Genomic DNA, 20,779 nt, shown 5'->3' with positions numbered 1-20,779 from the left:
TTTGCAACTTTAGACTTTAAAACTTTAGACACATATAAATGGTTGATATCACACATAAAATAAGTACGCTCCGTACCGCAACAGCAAAGGCAACAGTGATTGTGAGTCTTCAGGCCACAATTGATGCTGTTGTAAATAATCTGGTTCCAAAAGGAAACGTACTGGAAATGGCCAAAACGGCAGGTTTATTTGCGGTGAAAAATACGTATTTATCCATTCCTGATTGCCATCCAATTCCAATTGAATTTACATCAGTAGCATACGAAATCAATGAATTGAGTATTGATATTATTTTCAATGTGAAAACGGTTTACAAAACCGGAGTTGAGGTCGAGGCGATGCACGGTGCTTCGATTGTGGCGCTTACGATGTATGACATGCTGAAACCAATTGACAAAAATATCGAGATTTCGACAATTAAATTAATCAGCAAGGAAGGCGGGAAATCGTCTTTCAAAAATAGATTTCCATCCGCTATTAAAGCGGCAGTTTTCGTTTGTTCCGATTCTATTTTTGCGGGAGACAAGCAAGATCGTTCCGGAAAAATAATTGTTGAAAAACTGGAAGTTTGCGGAGTCGAAACGACGCATTACGAAATCATACCCGATGAAATGGATGTGATTCAAGAGCGAACCAAAGCTTTCGCTAAAGAAAATCAATTGATCATTTTTACCGGAGGAACAGGGCTTTCGCCAAGAGATGTTACACCGCAAGCATTGGAACCATTATTGGAAACCAGAATTCCGGGGATTGAGGAAGCTGTCCGCAATTATGGGCAACAACGCATGCCGTATTCCATGCTTTCCAGAACAGTTGCAGGAACTTTAGGAAATTCTTTGGTATTGGCTTTACCGGGTTCAACCAATGGCGCAAAGGAATCCATGGATGCCATATTTCCTCATGTGCTGCATGTTTTTCATATTTTAAAAGGCAAAAATCATGACACCAAATAATGCTGTTTTAACGGATGATTTTGGACGTAAACACAACTATTTGCGTATTTCTCTAATTGAGAAATGCAATTTGCGTTGTACCTACTGCATGCCAGCTGATGGAATTGTATTAAGTCCAAAAGCGAGCTTGATGACCGCTGACGAAATTCACGCCATCGCCCAAACATTCGTCAATAATGGTGTTGATAAAATAAGACTTACCGGCGGAGAACCGTTGTTAAGAAAAGATTTTCCTGAAATAATAGCCAAACTGGCTTCACTTCAAACCGAAATTTCCATCACCACAAACGGAATTCTGATTAACAAACATATAGAAGTTCTAAAGCAATTTAACGTCAAGAAAATCAACTTGAGTTTAGATACTTTGGTGGCTTCAAAATTTCATTCGATTACGCTTAGAAACCAGTTTCAGAGCGTTATTGATAATTTACATTTGTTACTGAATAATGATTTCAAAATCAAGGTAAATGTGGTTTTGATTAAAGGATTCAATGACGATGAAATCATTGATTTTATAAAATTGACTGAATTTTTACCCATTTCGATTCGGTTTATAGAATTCATGCCTTTTGCAGGAAATGAGTGGGACAGGAGCAAAATGGTTTCTCAAAAGGAGATTCTGGATCAGGTACAACATCATTTTCCAGAATCCCATGTAGAGAAATTAGAAGATGAAAAAAACTTCACTGCCAGAGAATTCAAAATAAAAAACTACTTGGGAAGTTTTGGGATTATCAGTTCGATAACCAATCCTTTTTGTGACGGTTGCAACAGAATTCGCCTTACAGCAAACGGAAAAATAAAAAACTGTCTGTTCTCAAACTCCGAAACAGATTTACTGACGCCTTTCAGAAATGGCGAAGCGATAGAAGACTTGATTGCTTTTGCCATTAAAAACAAAAAGAAAGTACGAGCAGGAATGACTACCATCGAGGATATGAACAATCCCGCTTTGAATCAAGATAACCGCAGCATGATTGCGATTGGCGGTTAATTTTTAACAATTTTTTTTAGGAGCTACTCCCGTTATTCGTTGCAACCCATTTGGTCTCAAACCCTTTTTCTAGGCGCTGGCAGGAGCTTTCTGCGGTCGCTCTGCCACCACCAGAAAAAGTGGTTCTTCACCTGCATCCGGTTTTCACTGCTACCGGGGCTAGGGATTTTGTGTAGAAAAGAACGTGAATGTGGTTTCCCGTAAAGTTTACAATTAAGAAGGTATTATTTTTGAAAATAAGTTAATTATCAAAGTTTATTTATCAGATTTTTCGGTAATTAAATAGTACATTTGAAATAAGTAATGTATAATGTTTATCAAGACTATCTACCCAATTTAGGGGTGATAAGTATGTTAGCGTCAGACTTATATAGTAGTTAGTGATTGTTTTAACGTAACTAGTAGAAAATCAAAATTTTAAAAGTAAAAAAAATATTTAAGTCGTCGGAACAAGCTGAAAAAAGACAAAAAACAGAAGTAAGCATAAATAATTAAGTCATAACAATGAAAGTCAAATTATCATTTATTTTTTTATTGGTATTAAACGTGTCATTTATCTATTCTCAAAACACAAATTATTTATTAATTGAAAAATTAAATAAGAATTTATCTGATTGCAAAGCCTTTGAAGTTAAAAAGTTAAAAATTACTTCCAAAAAATTTGAATATTTAGAAATTAATAATCCTGAATATATTGCAATAAAAAATAGAATAGATTCGATTAAAGAAAAAATCGTTGAGATTAAAAACAGTAATTTTAATAACGAAACAAAAAAAAATAAGATTGCTGATTTGTCTTTACTAAGTAGAGATTTATCATTTAAAATAAGCACAGGTTATAGCTTCGGTGAAGACAATCAAGTTAGAGAAAAAATTAATGCATATGTACCAACTACTGATATCGAAAGAGAAATTTTAGTAATCGACAGTATAAATGTATCAGATAAATTAAAGGGTTCATTCATAACATCAATAACTGAATTAAATGATAATGATGATTACAGAATTATGAATGAAAATAAATTACAGTTCATAAAAAATGAAATTGTTGCAAAAAACTTAACTCAACAATTTTTTGGAAACGATTATAATAAATTATCAAGGGATTTAGGTTATTTTTATAAATCGCCTATTAAATTGATGGATTGCTACAATTTATTAAATGGAAAAAAAGAAATAGAAACATCAGTAACAAGTAATTATTTAATTAAATGTAATGAAAACAATGCTATATATTATGTTACAAATAATTTCATAGAAAAAGGAACTATCGAAAAAGAAACATATCAGTTTCTAAAAAATATTGATGAGCTTGGAATTACTTTGTCAGTAATAGAAGATGAAATCTATATTATTAAAGATGGAAAAAAAAGCATCTTAACTCCTGACATTCAAAATAAAATAGCAAATGAAAAAGATATAAATATTATTGAAAAAACAAACAGTTCAGTTACTATGTGGAGAAATCTTTATAATCAACAATCAAAGATTGCTGTAAATTTGTCAAAACACATTCAAGCATATAAATCTCATCTAATGACAAAAGAAAGATTAGCAATTTGGAAAAAAGAAACTAATGATTGTATGCTAATTCAAGAAAAAATAAACAAACTACCATTTAATAGTTTTTATAAACAATTAGATACCCAAGAAATTCAAGTACAATCAGCAATATTAGATGTTATGAGTGCAAGTCGAAATGTTTTGGGAATATAAAAAAAAACAGCCACTAACACACACACACATTTGTAGCAATTGGGGTTTTTGGCTTTAATTAAAAGTTTGTTTTGTATTTGCAAAGTATAGTCATTAACCGAAAGTTTAGGTTTTCTTAATCCGCCACATCGCCAAGCGGCCAAAACGTAATCGACTATTCTATGTGTGACACTCAAAATACAAGAAATCGACATTAATAAATTTTGAATATGGTAGAACTTAAAGAATGGATTACTGAACTAAAAACTGAAAAACCAGAATTAAAGGACTTTGTAACGAAACTTGAGGGATTTATTTCTGATACAGGTTTTAGTGCTTCAAAGTTCGAGAACGCTGTTGCAATAGGTTTGCAAAAGAAAGAAGAAGAAGTAAGAAAAACATTTATAGCCGATGCTGAAGATTAAGAAAATAACTGTTGAAAATTTCAGAGGACTTCGGTTGCCTGTTTCTATTGAATTGGTAAAAGGTAGCAAGATAACTTCTGCTTTAATTTATGGCAGAAACGGAACAGGCAAAAGTTCGATGGTTGATGCCTGGGAATGGCTTCACAAATTTCATATTGAAAATCTAAGCCGAGAAGGAGTTTTGCTAACTGATTTGCCACACAAAGCCCCAAGCTAGCGCGAGCGTCCCGCTCGTGCCCAAGCGCATTATAGAATCGTTAGATTTTTGCAGAAAAATAAAGGCGTGGAAATCTGATTGTGTGCACGAGCGGGACGCTCGCGCTAGCTTTTTAAAAGCTAAGTCCATAAATATGTTTCTTAAATTACGCTCGTGTCTACTAACCTAAGTCCATTTTACTTTAAAAAACAATGAGTAGAAAATACAAATTTGCTGAAAAATCTGGAGCATATTTTATAAGTTTCGCTGTTGTCAATTGGATTGATGTATTTACTAGAGATAATTATTTCTGGTGCATTATAGAATCGTTAGTTTTTTGTAGAAAAAATAAAGGCATGGAAATTTATGGATATTGTATTATGCCAAGTCATATCCATCTTATATTTCGTTCGTCATTAAATGACCCTTCTGGGTTGATAAGAGATTTTAAGGGATATACTTCAAAGAAAATAGTAAAAACAATTGAGGAGAATCCACAAGAAAGCAGAAAAGAATGGATGCTATGGATGTTTGAAAGAGCAGGGAAAAAGAATAGTAATGTCACGAATAGACAGTTTTGGCAACAAAATAATAATCCTATCGAGATTTGGTCGTTGAACGTATTTGAGCAAAAACTAGAATACATTCACAATAATCCTGTTGAAACTGGATTTGTAACTGATGCTGTAGATTGGAAATATAGCAGTGCCAGAAATTATGGTTGTGACGATCAAACGGTTCTGGAAATAGACAGGAACTGATATTGATTGTGGGCACGAGCGGGACGCTCGCGCTAGCTTCTGGTATTTTTCTAGTCAAATTGAATTAATTTTTTTGAAGAAAAATAATGTAGTGTGTTTCTTCGTTCCTCACCATGACCAGTTTGTGGAAACGGTATTATGAAAAAAGTTCGTGAGTCCTAGCCCTGATGGAAGCGGCATCCTCGTAACGCAGTGGAGAGATACAGCGGACAGCAGGAGGATTCGTTCTTGAAAACTCCATTCTTTTTGCTTCACTATTTTCAAGAATTTAAAAATAAGTTTGGAGGTGAAATATTATTTTTTATATTTACATAACTAGTTATGTAATTAATTATACAATATGAAACTATTCGAAAAAACAGGAAAAATGGCTTTGGGTAGTCGGTTGCGATTATTAACCGCTACAGTAACCGAAAACGCGGCCCAAATTTATGAGTTATACAAGGTGGAGTTTTCGCCAAAATGGTTTCCAGTGTTTTTTGTCCTTTCAGAAGAAGGCGAAAAGACCATTACCGAAATCGCTACTGAAATAGGACATTCCCAACCATCGGTTACTAAAATTATTCAGGAAATGACAGTTTCCGGATTGGTTGAGGAAAACCTAAAATCAAAGGATAAACGCAGGACTCTCGTGGGGTTAACCCCAAAAGGAACAATGCTTTCGGAAAAAATCAGAGTGCAATGTACCGATGTAGATGCCGCCATTGAAGGTATTATTACTGAAGCCACACACAACCTTTGGGAAGCAATTGAAGAATGGGAATTTTTATTGGAACAAAAGTCGTTGTTCAGACGCGTACAGGAGCAAAAGAAACTGCGTGAAAGTAAAGACGTCCAGATTGTGGAATACGAATCTCAATATCAATCCGCTTTTAAATCGCTGAACGAAGAGTGGATTTCCACTTACTTTGAAATGGAAGAAGCCGATTACAAAGCTTTGGATAATCCAAAAGAATACATTTTGGACAAAGGCGGAAAGATTTTCGTTGCGCTTTACAATAATGAACCCGTTGGAGTTTGCGCACTCATCAAAATGAACGACGCCAACTATGATTTTGAAATGGCAAAAATGGCGGTTTCTCCAAATGCACAGGGGAAAAACATCGGTGGTTTGCTTGGTCAGGCAGTTGTCGATGCCGCAAAGCAATTGGGCGCTTCCAAATTATACTTGGAAAGCAATACCATTCTGAAACCCGCAATTAACTTATATCATAAATTGGGTTTCCAAAAAATAGCAGGACAAGCCACGCCTTACAAACGCTGTAATATCCAAATGGAATTAAACTTAAACAATCAATTGTAAAGAATATGAAAAATATAGTAAAAAAAGAAAACGCCATCTCAAAACAATTTTTAGGAGTTGATTTTGTCGTTCTTTCCATTGGTAAAGACTCTATGGTTACAAAAATGCTGTATAAGTCAACTGATTTTGTTCCTTTTCACAAACACCCAAACGAACAGAGCGGTTATGTTATTTCTGGTTCGTACAAATTAAAATTTGGAGGAGAAGAATTCTTATTATCCGAAGGAGATACTTATTCTATTCCTGCGAATATAGAGCATTCTATTGAAATTATTGAAGCAGGTCAGGTAGTGGATGTATTTACACCCATTCGACAGGATTATTTATAAATGATTTTCTAACGGTAATAAGTCCAAACGCACTGATGTCAAATCTACCTTGGTAAAATAGAAATAAATCAAAAGAAAAATAAAAAAAGGTGGTCCGTTACAGACCACCTTTAATACTATATAATACAAGGTTTGTAATTAAACCAAGTCGAAGCGATCCAAATTCATCACCTTAGTCCAGACTGCAATAAAGTCTTTTACGAATTTATCTTGAGAATCGGCACTTCCATAGACTTCAGCGATAGCTCTAAGCTCTGAGTTCGAACCAAAAATAAGATCAACACGAGTTCCAATCCACTTCAATCCACCTGTTTTACGATCAGTGCCAACAAACAAATCATCAGTTTCCGAAGCCGCTTTCCAAGTCGTACCTAAATCCAATAGATTCACAAATAAATCGTTGGTCAGCACTTCTGGACGCTTCGTGAAAACACCGTTTTGAGATTGGTCAAAGTTGGCATTTAGAACACGCAAACCACCAACAAGAACGGCCATTTCTGGTGTTGTCAAGGTAAGCAGTTGCGCCTTATCCACAAGCATTTCCTCTGCTGATACGGTATATTTAGTCTTAGCGTAATTGCGGAAACCGTCAGCTTCAGGTTCTAGGACTGCAAATGATTCTACATCAGTTTGCTCTTGCGATGCATCGGTTCTTCCGGGTGTAAAAGGAACTTTCACATCTTGACCGGCTTGCTTCGCTGCTTTCTCAATACCAGCACTACCGCCTAAAACGATCAAGTCGGCAATTGAAACCATTTTACCACCAGATTGAGCGTTGTTGAATGCTGTTTGAATGTCACCAAGTGTTTCCAGCACTTTTGTCAGTTGGCCAGGATTGTTAACTTTCCAATCCTTTTGAGGTGCCAATCGAATGCGAGCACCGTTTGCACCACCGCGTTTATCAGAGCCACGGAACGTTGAAGCTGACGCCCAAGCGGTAGCTACCAGTTGGGAAACAGTTAGTCCTGAATCAAGTATTTTAGATTTTAGTGCAGCAATATCATTATCATCAATTAGTTGATGTGTAACGGCAGGAACAGGATCTTGCCAGATTAGTTCTTCCGTAGGTACTTCTGGCCCAAGATAGCGCGCTATTGGACCCATATCGCGGTGTGTCAACTTAAACCAGGCACGACCAAAGGCATCTGCAAACTTATCAGGATTTTCATGGAAATATCTTGAAATGGGTTCGTAGATAGGATCTGCTCTCAGAGCAAGGTCAGCGGTAAGCATCGTTGGCGCATGACTCTTTGACGGATTGTGAGCATCCGGTACTGTACCGGCACCTGCGCCAGCTTTCGGTTTCCATTGATGCGCACCAGCAGGACTTTTTGATAGCTCCCATTCGAATCCGAACAGATTTTCGAAGTAATTGTTACTCCACTTTGTAGGCGTAGTAGTCCAAGCACCTTCAAGTCCGCTGGTAATTGTGTCTTCTCCATTTCCGCTACCAAATGTATTTTTCCAGCCAAGACCTTGCTCCTCAATAGGCGCACCTGCAGGTTCTGGACCTATATATTGGTTTGGATCGGCGGCACCATGGGTTTTCCCGAACGTATGTCCACCGGCAATAAGCGCAACAGTTTCTTCGTCATTCATCGCCATACGGGCAAAAGTCTCCCGAATGTCACGAGCAGACGCAACTGGATCAGGATTTCCGTTTGGTCCCTCAGGATTCACATAGATAAGCCCCATTTGAACGGCAGCAAGAGGATTTTCTAATTCGCGTTCACCCGTGTAGCGTTTGTCATCCAACCACTTTCCTTCAGAACCCCAGTAGATATCTTCCGCAGGCTCCCAAACATCAGCACGTCCACCAGCGAAACCAAAGGTCTTGAAGCCCATGGACTCAAGAGCACAGTTTCCGGTAAGAATCATCAGGTCAGCCCATGAAATTTTCTTCCCATATTTCTGTTTGATTGGCCATAACAATAAACGAGCCTTGTCGAGGTTTGCATTGTCAGGCCAACTGTTAAGCGGCGCAAATCTTTGTGTACCAAAACCTGCACCACCGCGGCCATCAGCGATGCGATAGGTACCTGCACTATGCCATGCCATACGAATAAAAAACGGCCCGTAGTGACCAAAATCTGCTGGCCACCATTCTTGAGACGTAGTCATTAAATCGAAGAGGTCTTTTTTCACAGCATCAAGATCGAGACTCTTGAACTCCTCAGCATAGTTGAACTCCTCGCCCATAGGATTGGACAGGGGAGAGTTTTGGCGAAGGACGCTTAATTTTAACTGATTGGGCCACCAGTCATTGTTTCTCGTTCCAGAGCCGGCTGTTTGTTTTGAAGTACCTCCTGAAAACGGACATTTACTTTCTGAAGAGTTCCCATTATTGTTATTTTCCATAATATGATTGATTTTTTATTTTATAAACTTTAATGCTAATTTAATTATTTTCTACTTATCAAAAATATTTTATTAATAGATAAAAACTATAATGGTAGCTATTATCCGTTATGCAATCAACTTATTGAAATTGCTGAATTAAAAGAAAATCAAATTATTTGGATATCAAAGTTGGACTTTTATGGTTTTGATGGAAAGAATGGGGTTTGTTTTTATTGCAAGAAATAATAGCATAAATTAGCGAAACAAAACTGTTTTATAGCGCAAAGCGACCTAATCTGAGTAGATATGCGCTATAATGTAGCGGATACGTAGAAGTTGGTGTTTATATAAAAAACATGAATAGAAAATACATCATACTTTTTTTATTAATTTTTTCACTTAGTTGTGAAAAAAGAAATTCTGTTTTAGAATTTGAACAAAATGTATTTGATCAAATTTTTCTAAATGTAGTAGATTTAACTTATAAGGACAAAAGACTTTATACACTTTTTCCAGAAGTGAGTCCTAAATTACTATATGATAAAGATGGAAAATGGATTGGAAGAGATACAACTGGACAATATCAGAGAGAAGTAGATTGTGAACGAAAAAGAGAAATTTTAAAAAAAGACACTTTAAATCTTATAATCGCAATTGATAATAAAGGATTAATAAGTATGAAAACAGATTTAAAAAAATATAGTAACAATAAATTCATTTTTAAACATTTTTCTGAACTTCCTAAAATTGAAGAATATCAAAACTGGGGAGTAAAATATCCCAAATTTGCTGGAGTAATGTCTTTTTCAAGAATTCAATTCAACCACAAAAAAGAAAATGGAGTTTTGAATGTTAGCTATTCTTGTGGTGGTAAATGTGGCTTAGGATATTCAGTTTATATCAAAAAAAATAATAAAAAATGGGTTGTATATAAAGTTAAACAAACTTGGATTTCATAAAATACAATGGCTAAAAGAATTTTGGGTATTAGTTTTTTATTTGAAGTTGGTCTTTTACTTGAATTAAAAGCTTTAGCCTAAAGAAATTTAACTTACTCCCAAAGCCTTTAAAACGTTACTATTTTGATCACTACTGCAACTCCACCTTCACATTATACTGATTTAAACTCAAAATATTTTCTATAGATCCAAAAGTAGAAATGCTCTTTTGATATTCTCTTTCTTTTTTCAAAGCGATTTGTTTTACACAGTTTTGAAACCGACTCACTTCTTTTAGATTCGTAAGGATTAATCCGGGAACGGCTGCATTTTTGCCCTCTTTGTCTTTAGAGACCATTGTAAAATAGGATGAATTGCAATGATTAACGGTTCCTGTTTGAATATTTTCTGATTCCACACGAATACCAATAATCATAGAACTGGTTCCCACGTAATTTACACTGGCTTTCATCGTTACCAATTCGCCCACTTCAATAGGTTTTAAGAAATTTACCGTATCTACAGAAGCTGTTACGCAATAATTACCGGAAAACTTTGAAGCACAAGCAAAAGCAATTTGATCGAGTAATGATAAAATATAGCCTCCATGTATTTTGCCACTAAAATTAGTGTGTGAAGGCAGCATTAATTCAGAAATTGTTATGTGAGAGGAGCTTACCGTTTTGAAAGTAGTATTCATATTGTAATTGTTTTTTGGTACTAATAAGAGTCTTTTGAATTATTTTGTTGCCACGAATTACACAAATTAGTCCTTAAAATTAAATTAATTAGTGCTAATTTGTGTAATTCGTGGCTAACTTTTTTTAAAAAATTATGATAAAGCATCCAGTTTCTCTCCTGTCAATACTATAAAATTACTTTTTGGAGATCCACATAAGGAACAGCAATAGTCTACAGGTAAGTCTTTAAATAAAGTCCCTTTTTCAATTCCTTGAGTAACATCGCCATATTCTGAATTGTATAAAGTCAAACATTCCGGACATTGATGAATATCTTGTGCTGTTTTTTCTTTTTTGGTGGCAGTTTTATTTACTTCAACAATTTGATTTCCTAAGTCTTCAAAATATTTTCTACTCAATTCAATCAAAATGGTTGGTAGTTCCAGTTTGTCTACATCTTGTGCATGAACAATATATTCTTTGGTATTTGGATCAAAATTTTTGGCATACAAAACATTATATGTATCCCTAATTTTGATGGATTCTAAGTCTTTTGGCAATTCATTTTTTTCGACTACAATCGAAGTGAAATAGTGTCCTTCACGATTGTATTCTGATAAACCAAAGGTAAGTCCATAGGTACTGATATCAAATTGATCGAGCGTTCGAACCAGAAAAGTTTTAAGATTTAAAGCCCATTCCATCGCAACAGGTAAGTGCCAGTTCAATTCCAATAGCGAGTGACGAACGTTAATTCCTTTTTTACCCAGGAATTTTTCCCAATCTAATTTTCGTTCCTTTGGAATCCCTTTTACGATAAAGGATTTCCATGGTGTGATACATATTTTACCAATTTTGCAATCAAAACATAAATCACACATTTCTTTTAAAAAGTCTAAATCGTATAGATTATTTCTCCAATACAATCCCAACCAATATTGATCAATTCCCAATCGATTCATTCCTTCATAGTAAGGAAATGGGTAGAAAGGAATATTTAACGGCTTGTCAATGGTTCTGTTATTAGTGTCTAAAGCATCGCTGACCAATTGAAAAATCATATCAACAGAATCCGGTTCTTCTTCAAGTATTTTTTCAATGGCATAATATACTTCGGCGATATTCCAACTGTAAATCAGCACGGGATACATTTCCATTTTATCCCATTTTGGCAAACGGATATAGAGAAACCAATAATCTTCATGATCCGAAGCAATAAAGTTGATATGTCCTGTAAATAAAGGAACCAACTGTTGTTTTGGATCGGTGATGTTAACTTTTAGCTTGGGTTGTTCTTTAAATTGCTCTAAAATATATAAAAACTTATTTCCCGTAAGCCAAGGGGTGTTTCTAAAAATATCAGTAGATACATAGGAAGAAACAATGTTGTTTCCACTTTTTTCATTTGGATAAACAAAATGATTCTTACCTGTTTTTTCCTTTTCAATAGGAGTGAAGCCTTTAGGAAATATAATATCTTGTCGAGAACCAAAAGAGATTGCATCCAATCCTTGCTCTAAAGCCATATTTACAATTACTCGTAATTCACCTGGTGAAATCACGCCTCCTTTTACTATTAGTCTTGTCAATTCCATATTTTTTTAGTGTTCAGTTTGCAGTTTTTAGTATCCAGTTATTAACTGATTACGGAATACTGCTAACTATTATTTACATTTTGATAAGATTTCTTTCACTTCGGTTTTGCAACTTCCACAACCTAATCCAGCACCTGTGGTTCTGCATAATTCAGTAAAGTTAGTCACGCCTCCTTTTATGGCTTCTTCAATATTTCCGCTTCCTACTTGACTACAGGAACAAACTAATTTACCAATTACCGGTTTAGTATTCGAACTTCCTCTAAGTAATGTATTTCTTTTATCAGATAATTCGATTTTGCTTTCAATCATGGTTTTGAATTCGGCAAACTCATTTTTATCCCCCATCAAAATAGCACCTATTAATAAGTCATTTTTGACGATACATTTTTTATAGTATCTTTTTCCTAAATCAGCAAACACAATTTCTTCGTAAGAATCATCATTGTCTGGGATTTCTATTTCACCAATACTACATAAATTAATGTCTTCCAGTTTCAAGATATTCATCAAAACGGAACCTTTATAAAAACTACTGATGTCACCAGCCATATAATTGGCTAAAACATCCGCTTGTTCTTCAGCTGCTGAAGTAATTCCGAATAACTGGTTGTTGAATTCAGCTATTTCTCCAATAGCAAATACATTTGGATTCGAAGATTGTAAATACTGATTTACTTTTACACCACGTCCGCAGGATATTCCTGATTCTTTGGCTAATTCTATATTTGGAATGGTACCAATGGTATAAACGATTGCATTGGCAGTTATAATTCGACCACTTTTTAGGGCGATTTCTATTTCGTTTGGATTGTCAGTTTCGAATACGGTACTGACTTCATTATCAAAATAAATTTGAATGTCACGCAGTTGTACTTCTTCGGCAAGTAATTTACTCGAAATTCGGTCTAATTGACGTTCCATTAATCTGGAAGCCCTTTGAATTATCGTGATTTTTACTTTTTTATGTTTTAAGGCTGCGGCCAATTCTAATCCTAATAATCCACCACCTACAATAACTACATGTTGCTCTTCTGCAACTAAATTAGTGTTATCCAGATAGTTTTTCAATCGGTCCGCATCTTCTTTTTTTCTGATGGTGAATCGTCCCGGTAAGTGCAATTGTGCATTTTCAGGAATAAAAGGTCGGCTTCCGGTTGCTAATATTAAGGAATCAAAAGAATGGGTGATGCCGTCACTATCGAGTATTATATTTTCTTTGGTGTTGATGTTATCAATTGAAACCCCCGATTTCATAGTGATATTTAGCTTACTTAAGGCTTCATCTTTTATTTTTAAAAGCTGTTCCCAAGAAAGTTCCGCAGTTACGTATTCCGGTAATAAAACCCTGTTGTAAAATGGGTTTTCTTCATTCGAAAAAACAATAATTTCGTCAGAAGTATTGATTTCCCTGTAGTTCTGAATGAATCGGAAAGCAGCCGCTCCAGCACCCACAACCGCGATTTTCTCGAAAGGTTTTACATATTTGGCTACAGAAACAGTGGTGAATTTAAAGTCAGGCTCTTTCGATACTGGATCTACAAGAGTATTGGTCAAATTATTGGTTCTGTTCAAATCATTTTCCAATTGTTTTCCCCAGTGCATCGGCAAGAAAACAACACCTTCTCTAATGGTATCAGCCACTTTGGCTTTTACACGAACAGTTCCGTTTTTACTGGTTACCACAACAATATCCCCATTATTGATGGACGCTTTGTAGGCATCAATAGGATTTATTTCAAGTACAGGACTCGGGATGTGCGTCATTAATCGGGACACTTTACCAGTTTTAGTCATCGTATGCCATTGATCTCTGATACGACCTGTGGTTAGAATATATGGAAACTGGTCATTTGGTTGTTCCGACGTGTTTTCAATAGCCGTTGGGATATTAAAAATGGCTTTTTGCGAAGGCGTATAGAATTTTTTATCACTAAATAAGCGGGGAGTTCCAGGATGTCCATAGTCAGGAACAGGCCATTGAAAAGTACCTTCGTTTTTTAGACGATTGTAATTTAAAAATGAAATATCTATGTTGGTGTTTTTTGTCATTAGACAATGTTCCTTATAAATATCTTCAGTACTATTGAAATTGAACCCGGTAAAATTCATTTTTTTAGCAAAACGAGTCAGAATCTCCACATCAGATAACGCTTCTCCCGGTGCATTGATGCCTTTCGGCAAATAAGAAATTCGTCTTTCAGAATTGGTCATCGTTCCTTCTTTCTCTAACCAACCCGCTGCCGGCAATAATAAATCGGCAAATTTTGACGTATCGGCATTATGGGAAATATCCTGAACCACCACAAATTTGGCATTAGCTAGCGCTTTTTCCACTCTTCGGGAGTCTGGTAAACTTACCATTGGATTGGTACAAATAACCCAAATCGCTTTCATTTTTCCAGATTCCAAAGCATCAAACATCTCTGTAGCTGTTAATCCCGGTTTTTCAGATATGTCTTCAACTCCCCAAAAATCAGCTACTTCTTTGCGATGTACCGGATTGTTTAATTCTTTATGTACAGCAAGTAAATTAGCCATTCCACCTACTTCACGACCACCCATAGCATTAGGTTGACCAGTCAATGAAAAAGGTCCAGAACCTGGTTTTCCTATATGTCCGGTTAATAAAGAAAGGTTAAGTAAAGCTGTATTTTTATCTACGCCAATAGCACTTTGATTGAGTCCCATTGCCCATAGCGAAAGAAACCCTTTGGCTTTACCAATAATGTCAGCTGCTAATTTGATGTCGTTCAAGGGAACGCCACAAAGTTTAGACGCTTTTTCTAAGGAACTGGAAAGAACAAGGTCTTTATATAATTTGAAATTTTCAGTATGGTTTTTAATGAAATCATTGTCGGCATATCCTTTTTCGATTAACCTTTTGGCCAAAGCATGATATAAAATAATGTCAGTACCCGGAATGATTTGTAAATGCAAATCGGCAGCTATTGCTGAATCCGTTCTGCGAGGATCGATTACAATGATTTTTGTTTTCGGATTTTTTTCCTTGTGTTGTTCTATTCGTCTAAAAAGAATAGGGTGGCACCAAGCAGGATTGGCACCTGTTATTAAAAAGGTATCTGCCAGTTCAATATCGTCGTAAGCGATTGGTACGGAATCTTCACCAAATGTTTTTTTGTAACCAGCCACCGCTGAACTCATGCACAAACGGGAGTTGGTATCGATATTATTGGTTTTCAGAAATCCTTTTACCAGTTTGTTTACCAAATAATATTCTTCCGTAAGACATTGGCCGGAAATATAGAACCCAACACTGTCAGGACCGTGTTTTTTTATTATGGATGAAAAGACTGCTGCTGCACGATCCAAAGCGGTATCCCAGCTCACTCTTTCCATAGGATGGGACTTGCTCCATCGCATTTCTGGATAAAGAATCCTGTCGGAGGTATCGTTGACTACATAATGAAGGTTCATTCCTTTAGAACAAAGCATACCTCTATTCACCGGATGGTCTTTATCGCCTGTAACGGAGACTCCATTTTTAGAATCATTGGTTACTATAATTCCGCATCCTACTCCACAATAGGAACACGTAGTTTTGATTTCTGAATTTTGCATTATTGAATTTCTTTATTAATAATGAAAGCTTAGTATATTGATCTGTTTCTATCTTACGAAAGTGTAAAAATAAGTATTTTTACGTATTAATACGTATTAAATGGATTTTATTTTATATTTTTGGGTAAAATAAATATTTAGTACCAAATCATTTTGTGAACGATTTTAAATTTTAGCCATGAAAGAAGAATTAACCACTTGTAGCAGCTGCATAAATGAAAATTGTTTCATTAAAAAGCACCTTCATTTAGAACAAATGAAAAGTTACATCGATAGAAAGCGTAGTTTTACTTGTAAAAAATCACAACAATTTATCATTGAAGGCGCGCCAATTCAGGGTTTGTACTTTATTTACAAAGGAAAGGTAAAGACGGTAAAAACAGGTATCTACGGAAGAGAACAAATTGTGCGATTGACAAAGGATGGAGATACAATTGGGTTTAGAGGTTTTGGTACCAGTAAGCGCTATCTTATTGGTGCTTATGCTTTGGAAAACACGGTGTTATGTAATTTTAGTAATGAAGATATGCTGGAAATACTTCATAATGTTCCTGAGTTTACCTTTGATTTAATGCTGTTTTATGCAGAAGAACTGAATAAAAGCGAGAATAATATTCGCAAAATTGCACATATGAATGTGCGTGAAAGAGTAATTGATACCTTATTATATATTCATAGAAAATTTGGTCAGTCAAATGGCGTAATAGGGCTTGATTTGTCCAGAAAAGAAATTGCCGATTTTGCAGGAACCACCGAAGAGCAAGTGATACGGGTGATTTCGAGTTTAAAAAAAGAATTGCTTATCAAAGCCGTCGGTAAGAAAATTGGATTAACGAATACCGATAAATTAAAATTGGAAATACAGGAACACAAATACCTTTAGATTTAGATTGCTCTTTTTTATGCTTATTATGTTTTCTATTCTTCCTATTCCTTTTTAAGTACTTCATTCTTCACACGATAATTGATTTTACCAACTTTTAAAAGACAATTATCAAACTACAGCCCAATCAAATTTTATAAGTGCGTATTTTTTTCTACGTATTTAATTCTGCTCAGGTCAAGCTATAGCTGCGTTGCGCGAGATTTACTGCTTTTTCGCAGAAAATAAACTGTTTTACTCTCTTGTTTTATCGTGTTAAAAAGCTATTTGTATCTGTTTTTTATATTGTACGTAAGTATTAGTACTTACGTAAATTTGCTTCATACTAATTAAAACATATGATTATGCAAAACATTAAAACCACATTACTAAATATTCAAGGTTTAAAAAAAGGAAGCATTTCAAGTGCAAATCTTTCAAAATCTATTTTCTTAGGCATCGCCTTAACCTTTTTAAGCCACAATGAAGCGAAAGCTCAATTAACTGCAACTGGACAAATAAGAGAAAGAACCGAAATTAGAGCGGGACAAGGAACTTTGCAAAAAGATGGAGAAAAAGCAGCATTGTTCAATTCTCAAAGAGCACGATTAAATATAGGATTCACGGGATATAGATTCAAAGTATTTATGGCATTACAAGACGTACGCGTTTGGGGTCAAGATGCTTCTTCTATAAACAGAACAACTACTGAAGCAAATAATGGTATCATGTTGCACGAGGCTTGGGGAGAGATTATGTTAAACGATACCACTAGTACTATTCAAAACTTATCTTTAAAAATAGGACGTCAAGAAATCTCTTATGATGACCAAAAAGTATTGGGAGGTTTAGATTGGTTACAACAAGGTAGAAGACATGATGCGATTGTATTCAAATTTGCAAACAAAGGATGGATTGCTGACGTAGGAGCTGCTTTTAACCAAAACAAAGAACTTAGTACAGGTACCGTTTACAACGGAACAAATTCAGCTTATGGCGCTGGTACAAATGGAATAGGTACGATGTACAAATCGTTTCAGTATGCTTATTTAGGTAAGAAATTTTCTTTTGGTGATGTCTCGTTTTTATTCTTTAAAGATGATTTTAATAAATATACTAATGTAACTTCTGGAACACCTGCAGTAACGACTAAAGTGTATGGAGAAGGAGTATGGAGTCGCAATACAGCCGGTTTTTACTTTAACACGAATCCAACCAGAAAAATTAATCTTACCGGAAGTGTGTATCACCAAGGAGGACATGACAAAGACGGAAGATCTATAAGTGCTAATCTTGCTTCTATAACATCAACATTACAAGTAGGAAGAAAATTATTTGTAGGACCTGGTATTGATTATTTATCCGGTGATGACGGTACAAAAGCTGTAACTGCTACAACTGATAACAATCGTTTTGACCCACTTTACGGTACACCTCACAAATTCTGGGGAAGTATGGATTATTTCTACGCTGCGAATGGTTTTGGAAAACAAGGATTGTTAAACTACTTCTTCAAAGCAAAATACAATATGAGAGACAATCTTACTTTACTATTAGATGTTCATGGATTTGAAGCTGCGAATACATTATCTAATGGAGCAGGAGGAAAATTAAGTTCTTATTTAGGTACTGAAGTAGATTTGTTAGTAAAATATAATTTAACTAAAATGATCAACATCGAAGCTGGGTATTCTTTCATGAAAGCAACCAATTCAATGGCATCTGCAGCGGTTAAAAATGTTACAAACCCTGATCTTAGTCCACAATTTGCTTATGTGATGCTAAATATTAAACCTAACTTTTTAGCTAAAAAATAAATTATAGTATTCAATTTTTAAAACAAATAAAATGAAAAATTCAAATAAACAAATAACAAGGGTTTTCAAAAGAGTTATGTTGACCTTGTTAGTAGTATTGAGTTCGGCTTTTACAACAATAAGTGCTCAAAATGATCCAGTACGATTAGGGTTTATTCCCTTAACGGATTGTTCTCCAATTGTTATGGCAAAAGAACTAGGGTTGTTCAAAAAATATGGAGTAGAGGTTGTAGTAACCAAAGAATCTTCATGGGCAAATGTTCGTGACAAAATCCTAACAGGCGAATTAGACGGAGCACATTGTTTATATACCATGCCTTTTTCAGTGTACACTGGAGTAGGAGGGAAAGCAGGATCAGAGATGATGATTGCGATGATGTTAAACGTAAACGGTCAAGCCATAACACTTTCTAATGATTTTTGTGGAAAAGTGGGTTTCAAGCAAATGAATAAAGTAGCACCAGTGGTTGCTGCCAAATTAAAAGCGGAGAAAGAAGTAACCTTTGCAATGACTTTTCCTGGAGGAACGCACGATTTATGGTTGCGTAACTGGATGTCTATTGCAGGTTTGAATCAAAAAGCGGTAAAAATCATTACAATTCCTCCTCCGCAAATGGTTGCTAACATGAAAGTAGGTAACATGGATGGATATTGTGTAGGTGAGCCTTGGGGTGGAGTTGCAGTAAAACAAGGAATTGGTTTTACTCAAATTGCTTCACAAGATATTTGGAAAGATCATCCTGAAAAAGCATTGGTTGTCAATAAGGAATTTAGTTCAAAACGCAGAGAAGACCTTAAAAAAGTAATGAAAGCCATTATGGAAGCTTGTATCTGGTTAGATAATCCATCTAATCGTAAAAAAGCGGCTGCAATTATTGGTAGAGCCCCTTATGTAAATGCTCCGGCTGATGTTATCGAATCAAGATTGATGGGAGATTATAATTTAGGTTGCAACCAAGGAACAGAAGTATATTCTAATAACTACATGTTGTTTTACAAAGGCGGAATGGTAAATTATCCTCGTAAATCCTACGCAATTTGGGCGATGGCACAATTCGTACGATTCGGATATTTGAAAGAAGCTCCTAACTATAAAGCAATTGCTGATAAATTGGTGCTGCAAGATTTGTATGAAGAAGTAGCAAAGAGCATGAAAGTGAAAATTCCAAACGATGATATGAAACCTTTTTCTCTTACTATGGATAAAACTGTTTTCGACCCATCAAATCCTGCAGCTTATTTAAAAGTTGTAAAAAGATAGATTACAATAAACGGAATCCTTAATTACTGTAGCGATGCAGTCCTATGTATGGCTACAGTAAAATAATCCGGGTTTTTTAAAGAATACAAAATACATAATTGAACTAAATTTTAATAAAATGTCTGATAAAAACACATTAACCGTTGATGCCTTAGACCAAGTAATTAGCGTTTCGACTGAAAGCAATACTGTTGTAGCATCTGAAAATATTAAATTCAAATTGATCCTTAATACAGTACTTGTAAAACTGAAATCATTGGCATTAGCCAGTTTAGGTTTGTTTGTTTTTGGAGGATTTTGGAGCTTATTAAGTTATTATACTAAAGGTGCTCTTCCTGATCCAAAAGCTACATTAACTGTTTTATACGAAATGATTCGCGATCCTTTTTATGATTACGGACCAAATGATAAAGGAATTGGATTACAATTATTCAGTTCCATAAAAACAGTGTTGATGGGATTTTTATTGGGTTCATTAATCGCTATTCCAATTGGGATATTGATGGGAGCAAGTTCAATATGTAAACAAATTTTTTATCCAATTGTTCAACTTTTAAAACCTGTTTCCCCGTTAGCTTGGTTTCCTATAGGTTTGGTTGTGTTCAAAGATACCGGTATGGCTACTATATTTATTGTTTTTATTACCTCATTGTGGTCTACACTTATCAATACCTCTTTTGGTGTGGCATCGATTCCACAAGATCATAAAAACGTGGCTAAAGCTTTTGGTTTTTCCAAAATGCGTTACCTGACCAAAATTTTAATTCCGTACAGTTTGCCTCATATCATTACAGGATTGCGTTTGAGTATCAGTGTGGCTTGGTTGGTAATTGTTGCCGGTGAAATGTTGTCTGGTGGTGCAGGAATTGGGTTCTTTGTTTGGGACAGCTGGAATGCATTAAGTTTAGAAAAAGTAATATCAGCCATCATTATCATAGGTGTTGTAGGATTACTTTTTGACAAATTATTTACTTATATCGAAAACAAAGTGGCTTACAAAGCATAATTATCTGGGCGTGCCCCTCCGTAAAAACTACGGGTCGTGCTG

The 20,779-nt window shown here is 35.3% G+C and carries 17 protein-coding genes; 13 read left to right on the top strand and 4 right to left on the bottom strand.

Features of this window, described 5'->3' with window-relative positions:
- Positions 1–38 precede the first annotated feature (38 nt).
- From moaCB to ACM55H_RS05760, 8 genes are all read left to right on the top strand, one after another.
- Positions 39–953, top strand: a complete 915-nt coding sequence (gene moaCB / locus ACM55H_RS05795) for a bifunctional molybdenum cofactor biosynthesis protein MoaC/MoaB (RefSeq protein ID WP_416835607.1) — start codon at positions 39–41, stop codon at positions 951–953.
- Complete coding sequence (moaA, locus tag ACM55H_RS05790) at positions 940–1,947, top strand: GTP 3',8-cyclase MoaA (protein ID WP_416835606.1); 1,008 nt, start codon at positions 940–942, stop codon at positions 1,945–1,947. Before moaCB ends, moaA begins: the two co-directional genes overlap by 14 nt.
- 504 nt (positions 1,948–2,451) lie before the next feature.
- Positions 2,452–3,663 (top strand): hypothetical protein, encoded by a 1,212-nt coding sequence (locus ACM55H_RS05785; protein ID WP_416835605.1) that lies wholly within the window; start codon positions 2,452–2,454, stop codon positions 3,661–3,663.
- Between the two features lie 209 nt (positions 3,664–3,872).
- Positions 3,873–4,067, top strand: a complete 195-nt coding sequence (locus tag ACM55H_RS05780) for a hypothetical protein (RefSeq protein WP_416835604.1) — start codon at positions 3,873–3,875, stop codon at positions 4,065–4,067.
- Entirely contained in the window at positions 4,054–4,284 is a 231-nt protein-coding gene (locus ACM55H_RS05775; protein ID WP_416835603.1) for an AAA family ATPase, read from the top strand. The genes ACM55H_RS05780 and ACM55H_RS05775 overlap by 14 nt, the downstream gene beginning before the upstream one ends.
- Positions 4,285–4,475: 191 nt before the next feature.
- Positions 4,476–5,024 (top strand): REP-associated tyrosine transposase, encoded by a 549-nt coding sequence (locus tag ACM55H_RS05770; RefSeq protein ID WP_416835602.1) that lies wholly within the window; start codon positions 4,476–4,478, stop codon positions 5,022–5,024.
- A gap of 340 nt (positions 5,025–5,364) precedes the next feature.
- Positions 5,365–6,327: a GNAT family N-acetyltransferase gene (locus ACM55H_RS05765; protein ID WP_416835601.1), complete on the top strand. Its 963-nt coding sequence runs from the start codon at positions 5,365–5,367 to the stop codon at positions 6,325–6,327.
- 5 nt (positions 6,328–6,332) lie between these two features.
- Complete coding sequence (locus ACM55H_RS05760; protein ID WP_416835600.1) at positions 6,333–6,656, top strand: cupin domain-containing protein; 324 nt, start codon at positions 6,333–6,335, stop codon at positions 6,654–6,656.
- A gap of 138 nt (positions 6,657–6,794) precedes the next feature.
- Here the strand turns inward: ACM55H_RS05760 and katG are convergent, their stop codons facing one another.
- Complete coding sequence (gene katG, locus ACM55H_RS05755) at positions 6,795–9,014, bottom strand: catalase/peroxidase HPI (protein ID WP_416835599.1); 2,220 nt, start codon at positions 9,012–9,014, stop codon at positions 6,795–6,797.
- Between the two features lie 338 nt (positions 9,015–9,352).
- Here katG and ACM55H_RS05750 point away from each other — a divergent pair, with 338 nt between their 5' ends.
- Positions 9,353–9,955 (top strand): hypothetical protein, encoded by a 603-nt coding sequence (locus ACM55H_RS05750; protein ID WP_416835598.1) that lies wholly within the window; start codon positions 9,353–9,355, stop codon positions 9,953–9,955.
- 130 nt (positions 9,956–10,085) lie between these two features.
- Here the strand turns inward: ACM55H_RS05750 and ACM55H_RS05745 are convergent, their stop codons facing one another.
- The 3 genes from ACM55H_RS05745 to ACM55H_RS05735 all read right to left on the bottom strand — a co-directional run bounded on the left by ACM55H_RS05745 (position 10,086) and on the right by ACM55H_RS05735 (position 15,791).
- The gene (locus ACM55H_RS05745; RefSeq protein ID WP_039107932.1) at positions 10,086–10,634 is read right to left on the bottom strand and encodes an acyl-CoA thioesterase; all 549 of its coding nucleotides are present in this window, start codon (positions 10,632–10,634) and stop codon (positions 10,086–10,088) included.
- 132 nt (positions 10,635–10,766) lie between these two features.
- Positions 10,767–12,209 (bottom strand): rubredoxin, encoded by a 1,443-nt coding sequence (locus ACM55H_RS05740; protein WP_416835597.1) that lies wholly within the window; start codon positions 12,207–12,209, stop codon positions 10,767–10,769.
- Positions 12,210–12,278: 69 nt separating this feature from the next.
- Entirely contained in the window at positions 12,279–15,791 is a 3,513-nt protein-coding gene (locus tag ACM55H_RS05735) for a molybdopterin-dependent oxidoreductase (protein WP_416835596.1), read from the bottom strand.
- Between the two features lie 178 nt (positions 15,792–15,969).
- Here ACM55H_RS05735 and ACM55H_RS05730 point away from each other — a divergent pair, with 178 nt between their 5' ends.
- The 4 genes from ACM55H_RS05730 to ntrB all read left to right on the top strand — a co-directional run bounded on the left by ACM55H_RS05730 (position 15,970) and on the right by ntrB (position 20,737).
- Complete coding sequence (locus ACM55H_RS05730) at positions 15,970–16,674, top strand: Crp/Fnr family transcriptional regulator (protein WP_416835595.1); 705 nt, start codon at positions 15,970–15,972, stop codon at positions 16,672–16,674.
- 344 nt (positions 16,675–17,018) lie between these two features.
- Positions 17,019–18,470 carry an alginate export family protein gene (locus ACM55H_RS05725; protein ID WP_416835594.1) on the top strand — a complete coding sequence of 484 codons (1,452 nt, stop codon included), beginning with the start codon at positions 17,019–17,021 and terminating at the stop codon, positions 18,468–18,470.
- 31 nt (positions 18,471–18,501) lie between these two features.
- Complete coding sequence (locus ACM55H_RS05720) at positions 18,502–19,731, top strand: CmpA/NrtA family ABC transporter substrate-binding protein (protein WP_416835593.1); 1,230 nt, start codon at positions 18,502–18,504, stop codon at positions 19,729–19,731.
- A gap of 118 nt (positions 19,732–19,849) precedes the next feature.
- Positions 19,850–20,737, top strand: coding sequence for a nitrate ABC transporter permease (gene ntrB / locus ACM55H_RS05715; protein WP_416835592.1), 888 nt, complete (start codon positions 19,850–19,852; stop codon positions 20,735–20,737).
- Positions 20,738–20,779 lie beyond the last annotated feature (42 nt).

The organism is Flavobacterium cryoconiti (assembly GCF_048158645.1).
Taxonomy (GTDB): domain Bacteria; phylum Bacteroidota; class Bacteroidia; order Flavobacteriales; family Flavobacteriaceae; genus Flavobacterium; species Flavobacterium cryoconiti.
The sequence above is the reverse complement of the archived record's forward strand: the minus strand, read 5'-3'. Positions and strand labels throughout refer to the sequence as shown.

Excerpts from the sequence above, each read along its gene's own strand:
- moaCB (WP_416835607.1), top strand. The coding sequence starts at position 39 with ATGGTTGATATCACACATAAAATAAGTACGCTCCGTACCGCAACAGCA.
- moaA (WP_416835606.1), top strand. The coding sequence starts at position 940 with ATGACACCAAATAATGCTGTTTTAACGGATGATTTTGGACGTAAACAC.
- ACM55H_RS05785 (WP_416835605.1), top strand. The coding sequence starts at position 2,452 with ATGAAAGTCAAATTATCATTTATTTTTTTATTGGTATTAAACGTGTCA.
- ACM55H_RS05780 (WP_416835604.1), top strand. The coding sequence starts at position 3,873 with ATGGTAGAACTTAAAGAATGGATTACTGAACTAAAAACTGAAAAACCA.
- ACM55H_RS05775 (WP_416835603.1), top strand. The coding sequence starts at position 4,054 with ATGCTGAAGATTAAGAAAATAACTGTTGAAAATTTCAGAGGACTTCGG.
- ACM55H_RS05770 (WP_416835602.1), top strand. The coding sequence starts at position 4,476 with ATGAGTAGAAAATACAAATTTGCTGAAAAATCTGGAGCATATTTTATA.
- ACM55H_RS05765 (WP_416835601.1), top strand. The coding sequence starts at position 5,365 with ATGAAACTATTCGAAAAAACAGGAAAAATGGCTTTGGGTAGTCGGTTG.
- ACM55H_RS05760 (WP_416835600.1), top strand. The coding sequence starts at position 6,333 with ATGAAAAATATAGTAAAAAAAGAAAACGCCATCTCAAAACAATTTTTA.
- katG (WP_416835599.1), bottom strand. The coding sequence starts at position 9,014 with ATGGAAAATAACAATAATGGGAACTCTTCAGAAAGTAAATGTCCGTTT.
- ACM55H_RS05750 (WP_416835598.1), top strand. The coding sequence starts at position 9,353 with ATGAATAGAAAATACATCATACTTTTTTTATTAATTTTTTCACTTAGT.
- ACM55H_RS05745 (WP_039107932.1), bottom strand. The coding sequence starts at position 10,634 with ATGAATACTACTTTCAAAACGGTAAGCTCCTCTCACATAACAATTTCT.
- ACM55H_RS05740 (WP_416835597.1), bottom strand. The coding sequence starts at position 12,209 with ATGGAATTGACAAGACTAATAGTAAAAGGAGGCGTGATTTCACCAGGT.
- ACM55H_RS05735 (WP_416835596.1), bottom strand. The coding sequence starts at position 15,791 with ATGCAAAATTCAGAAATCAAAACTACGTGTTCCTATTGTGGAGTAGGA.
- ACM55H_RS05730 (WP_416835595.1), top strand. The coding sequence starts at position 15,970 with ATGAAAGAAGAATTAACCACTTGTAGCAGCTGCATAAATGAAAATTGT.
- ACM55H_RS05725 (WP_416835594.1), top strand. The coding sequence starts at position 17,019 with ATGCAAAACATTAAAACCACATTACTAAATATTCAAGGTTTAAAAAAA.
- ACM55H_RS05720 (WP_416835593.1), top strand. The coding sequence starts at position 18,502 with ATGAAAAATTCAAATAAACAAATAACAAGGGTTTTCAAAAGAGTTATG.
- ntrB (WP_416835592.1), top strand. The coding sequence starts at position 19,850 with ATGTCTGATAAAAACACATTAACCGTTGATGCCTTAGACCAAGTAATT.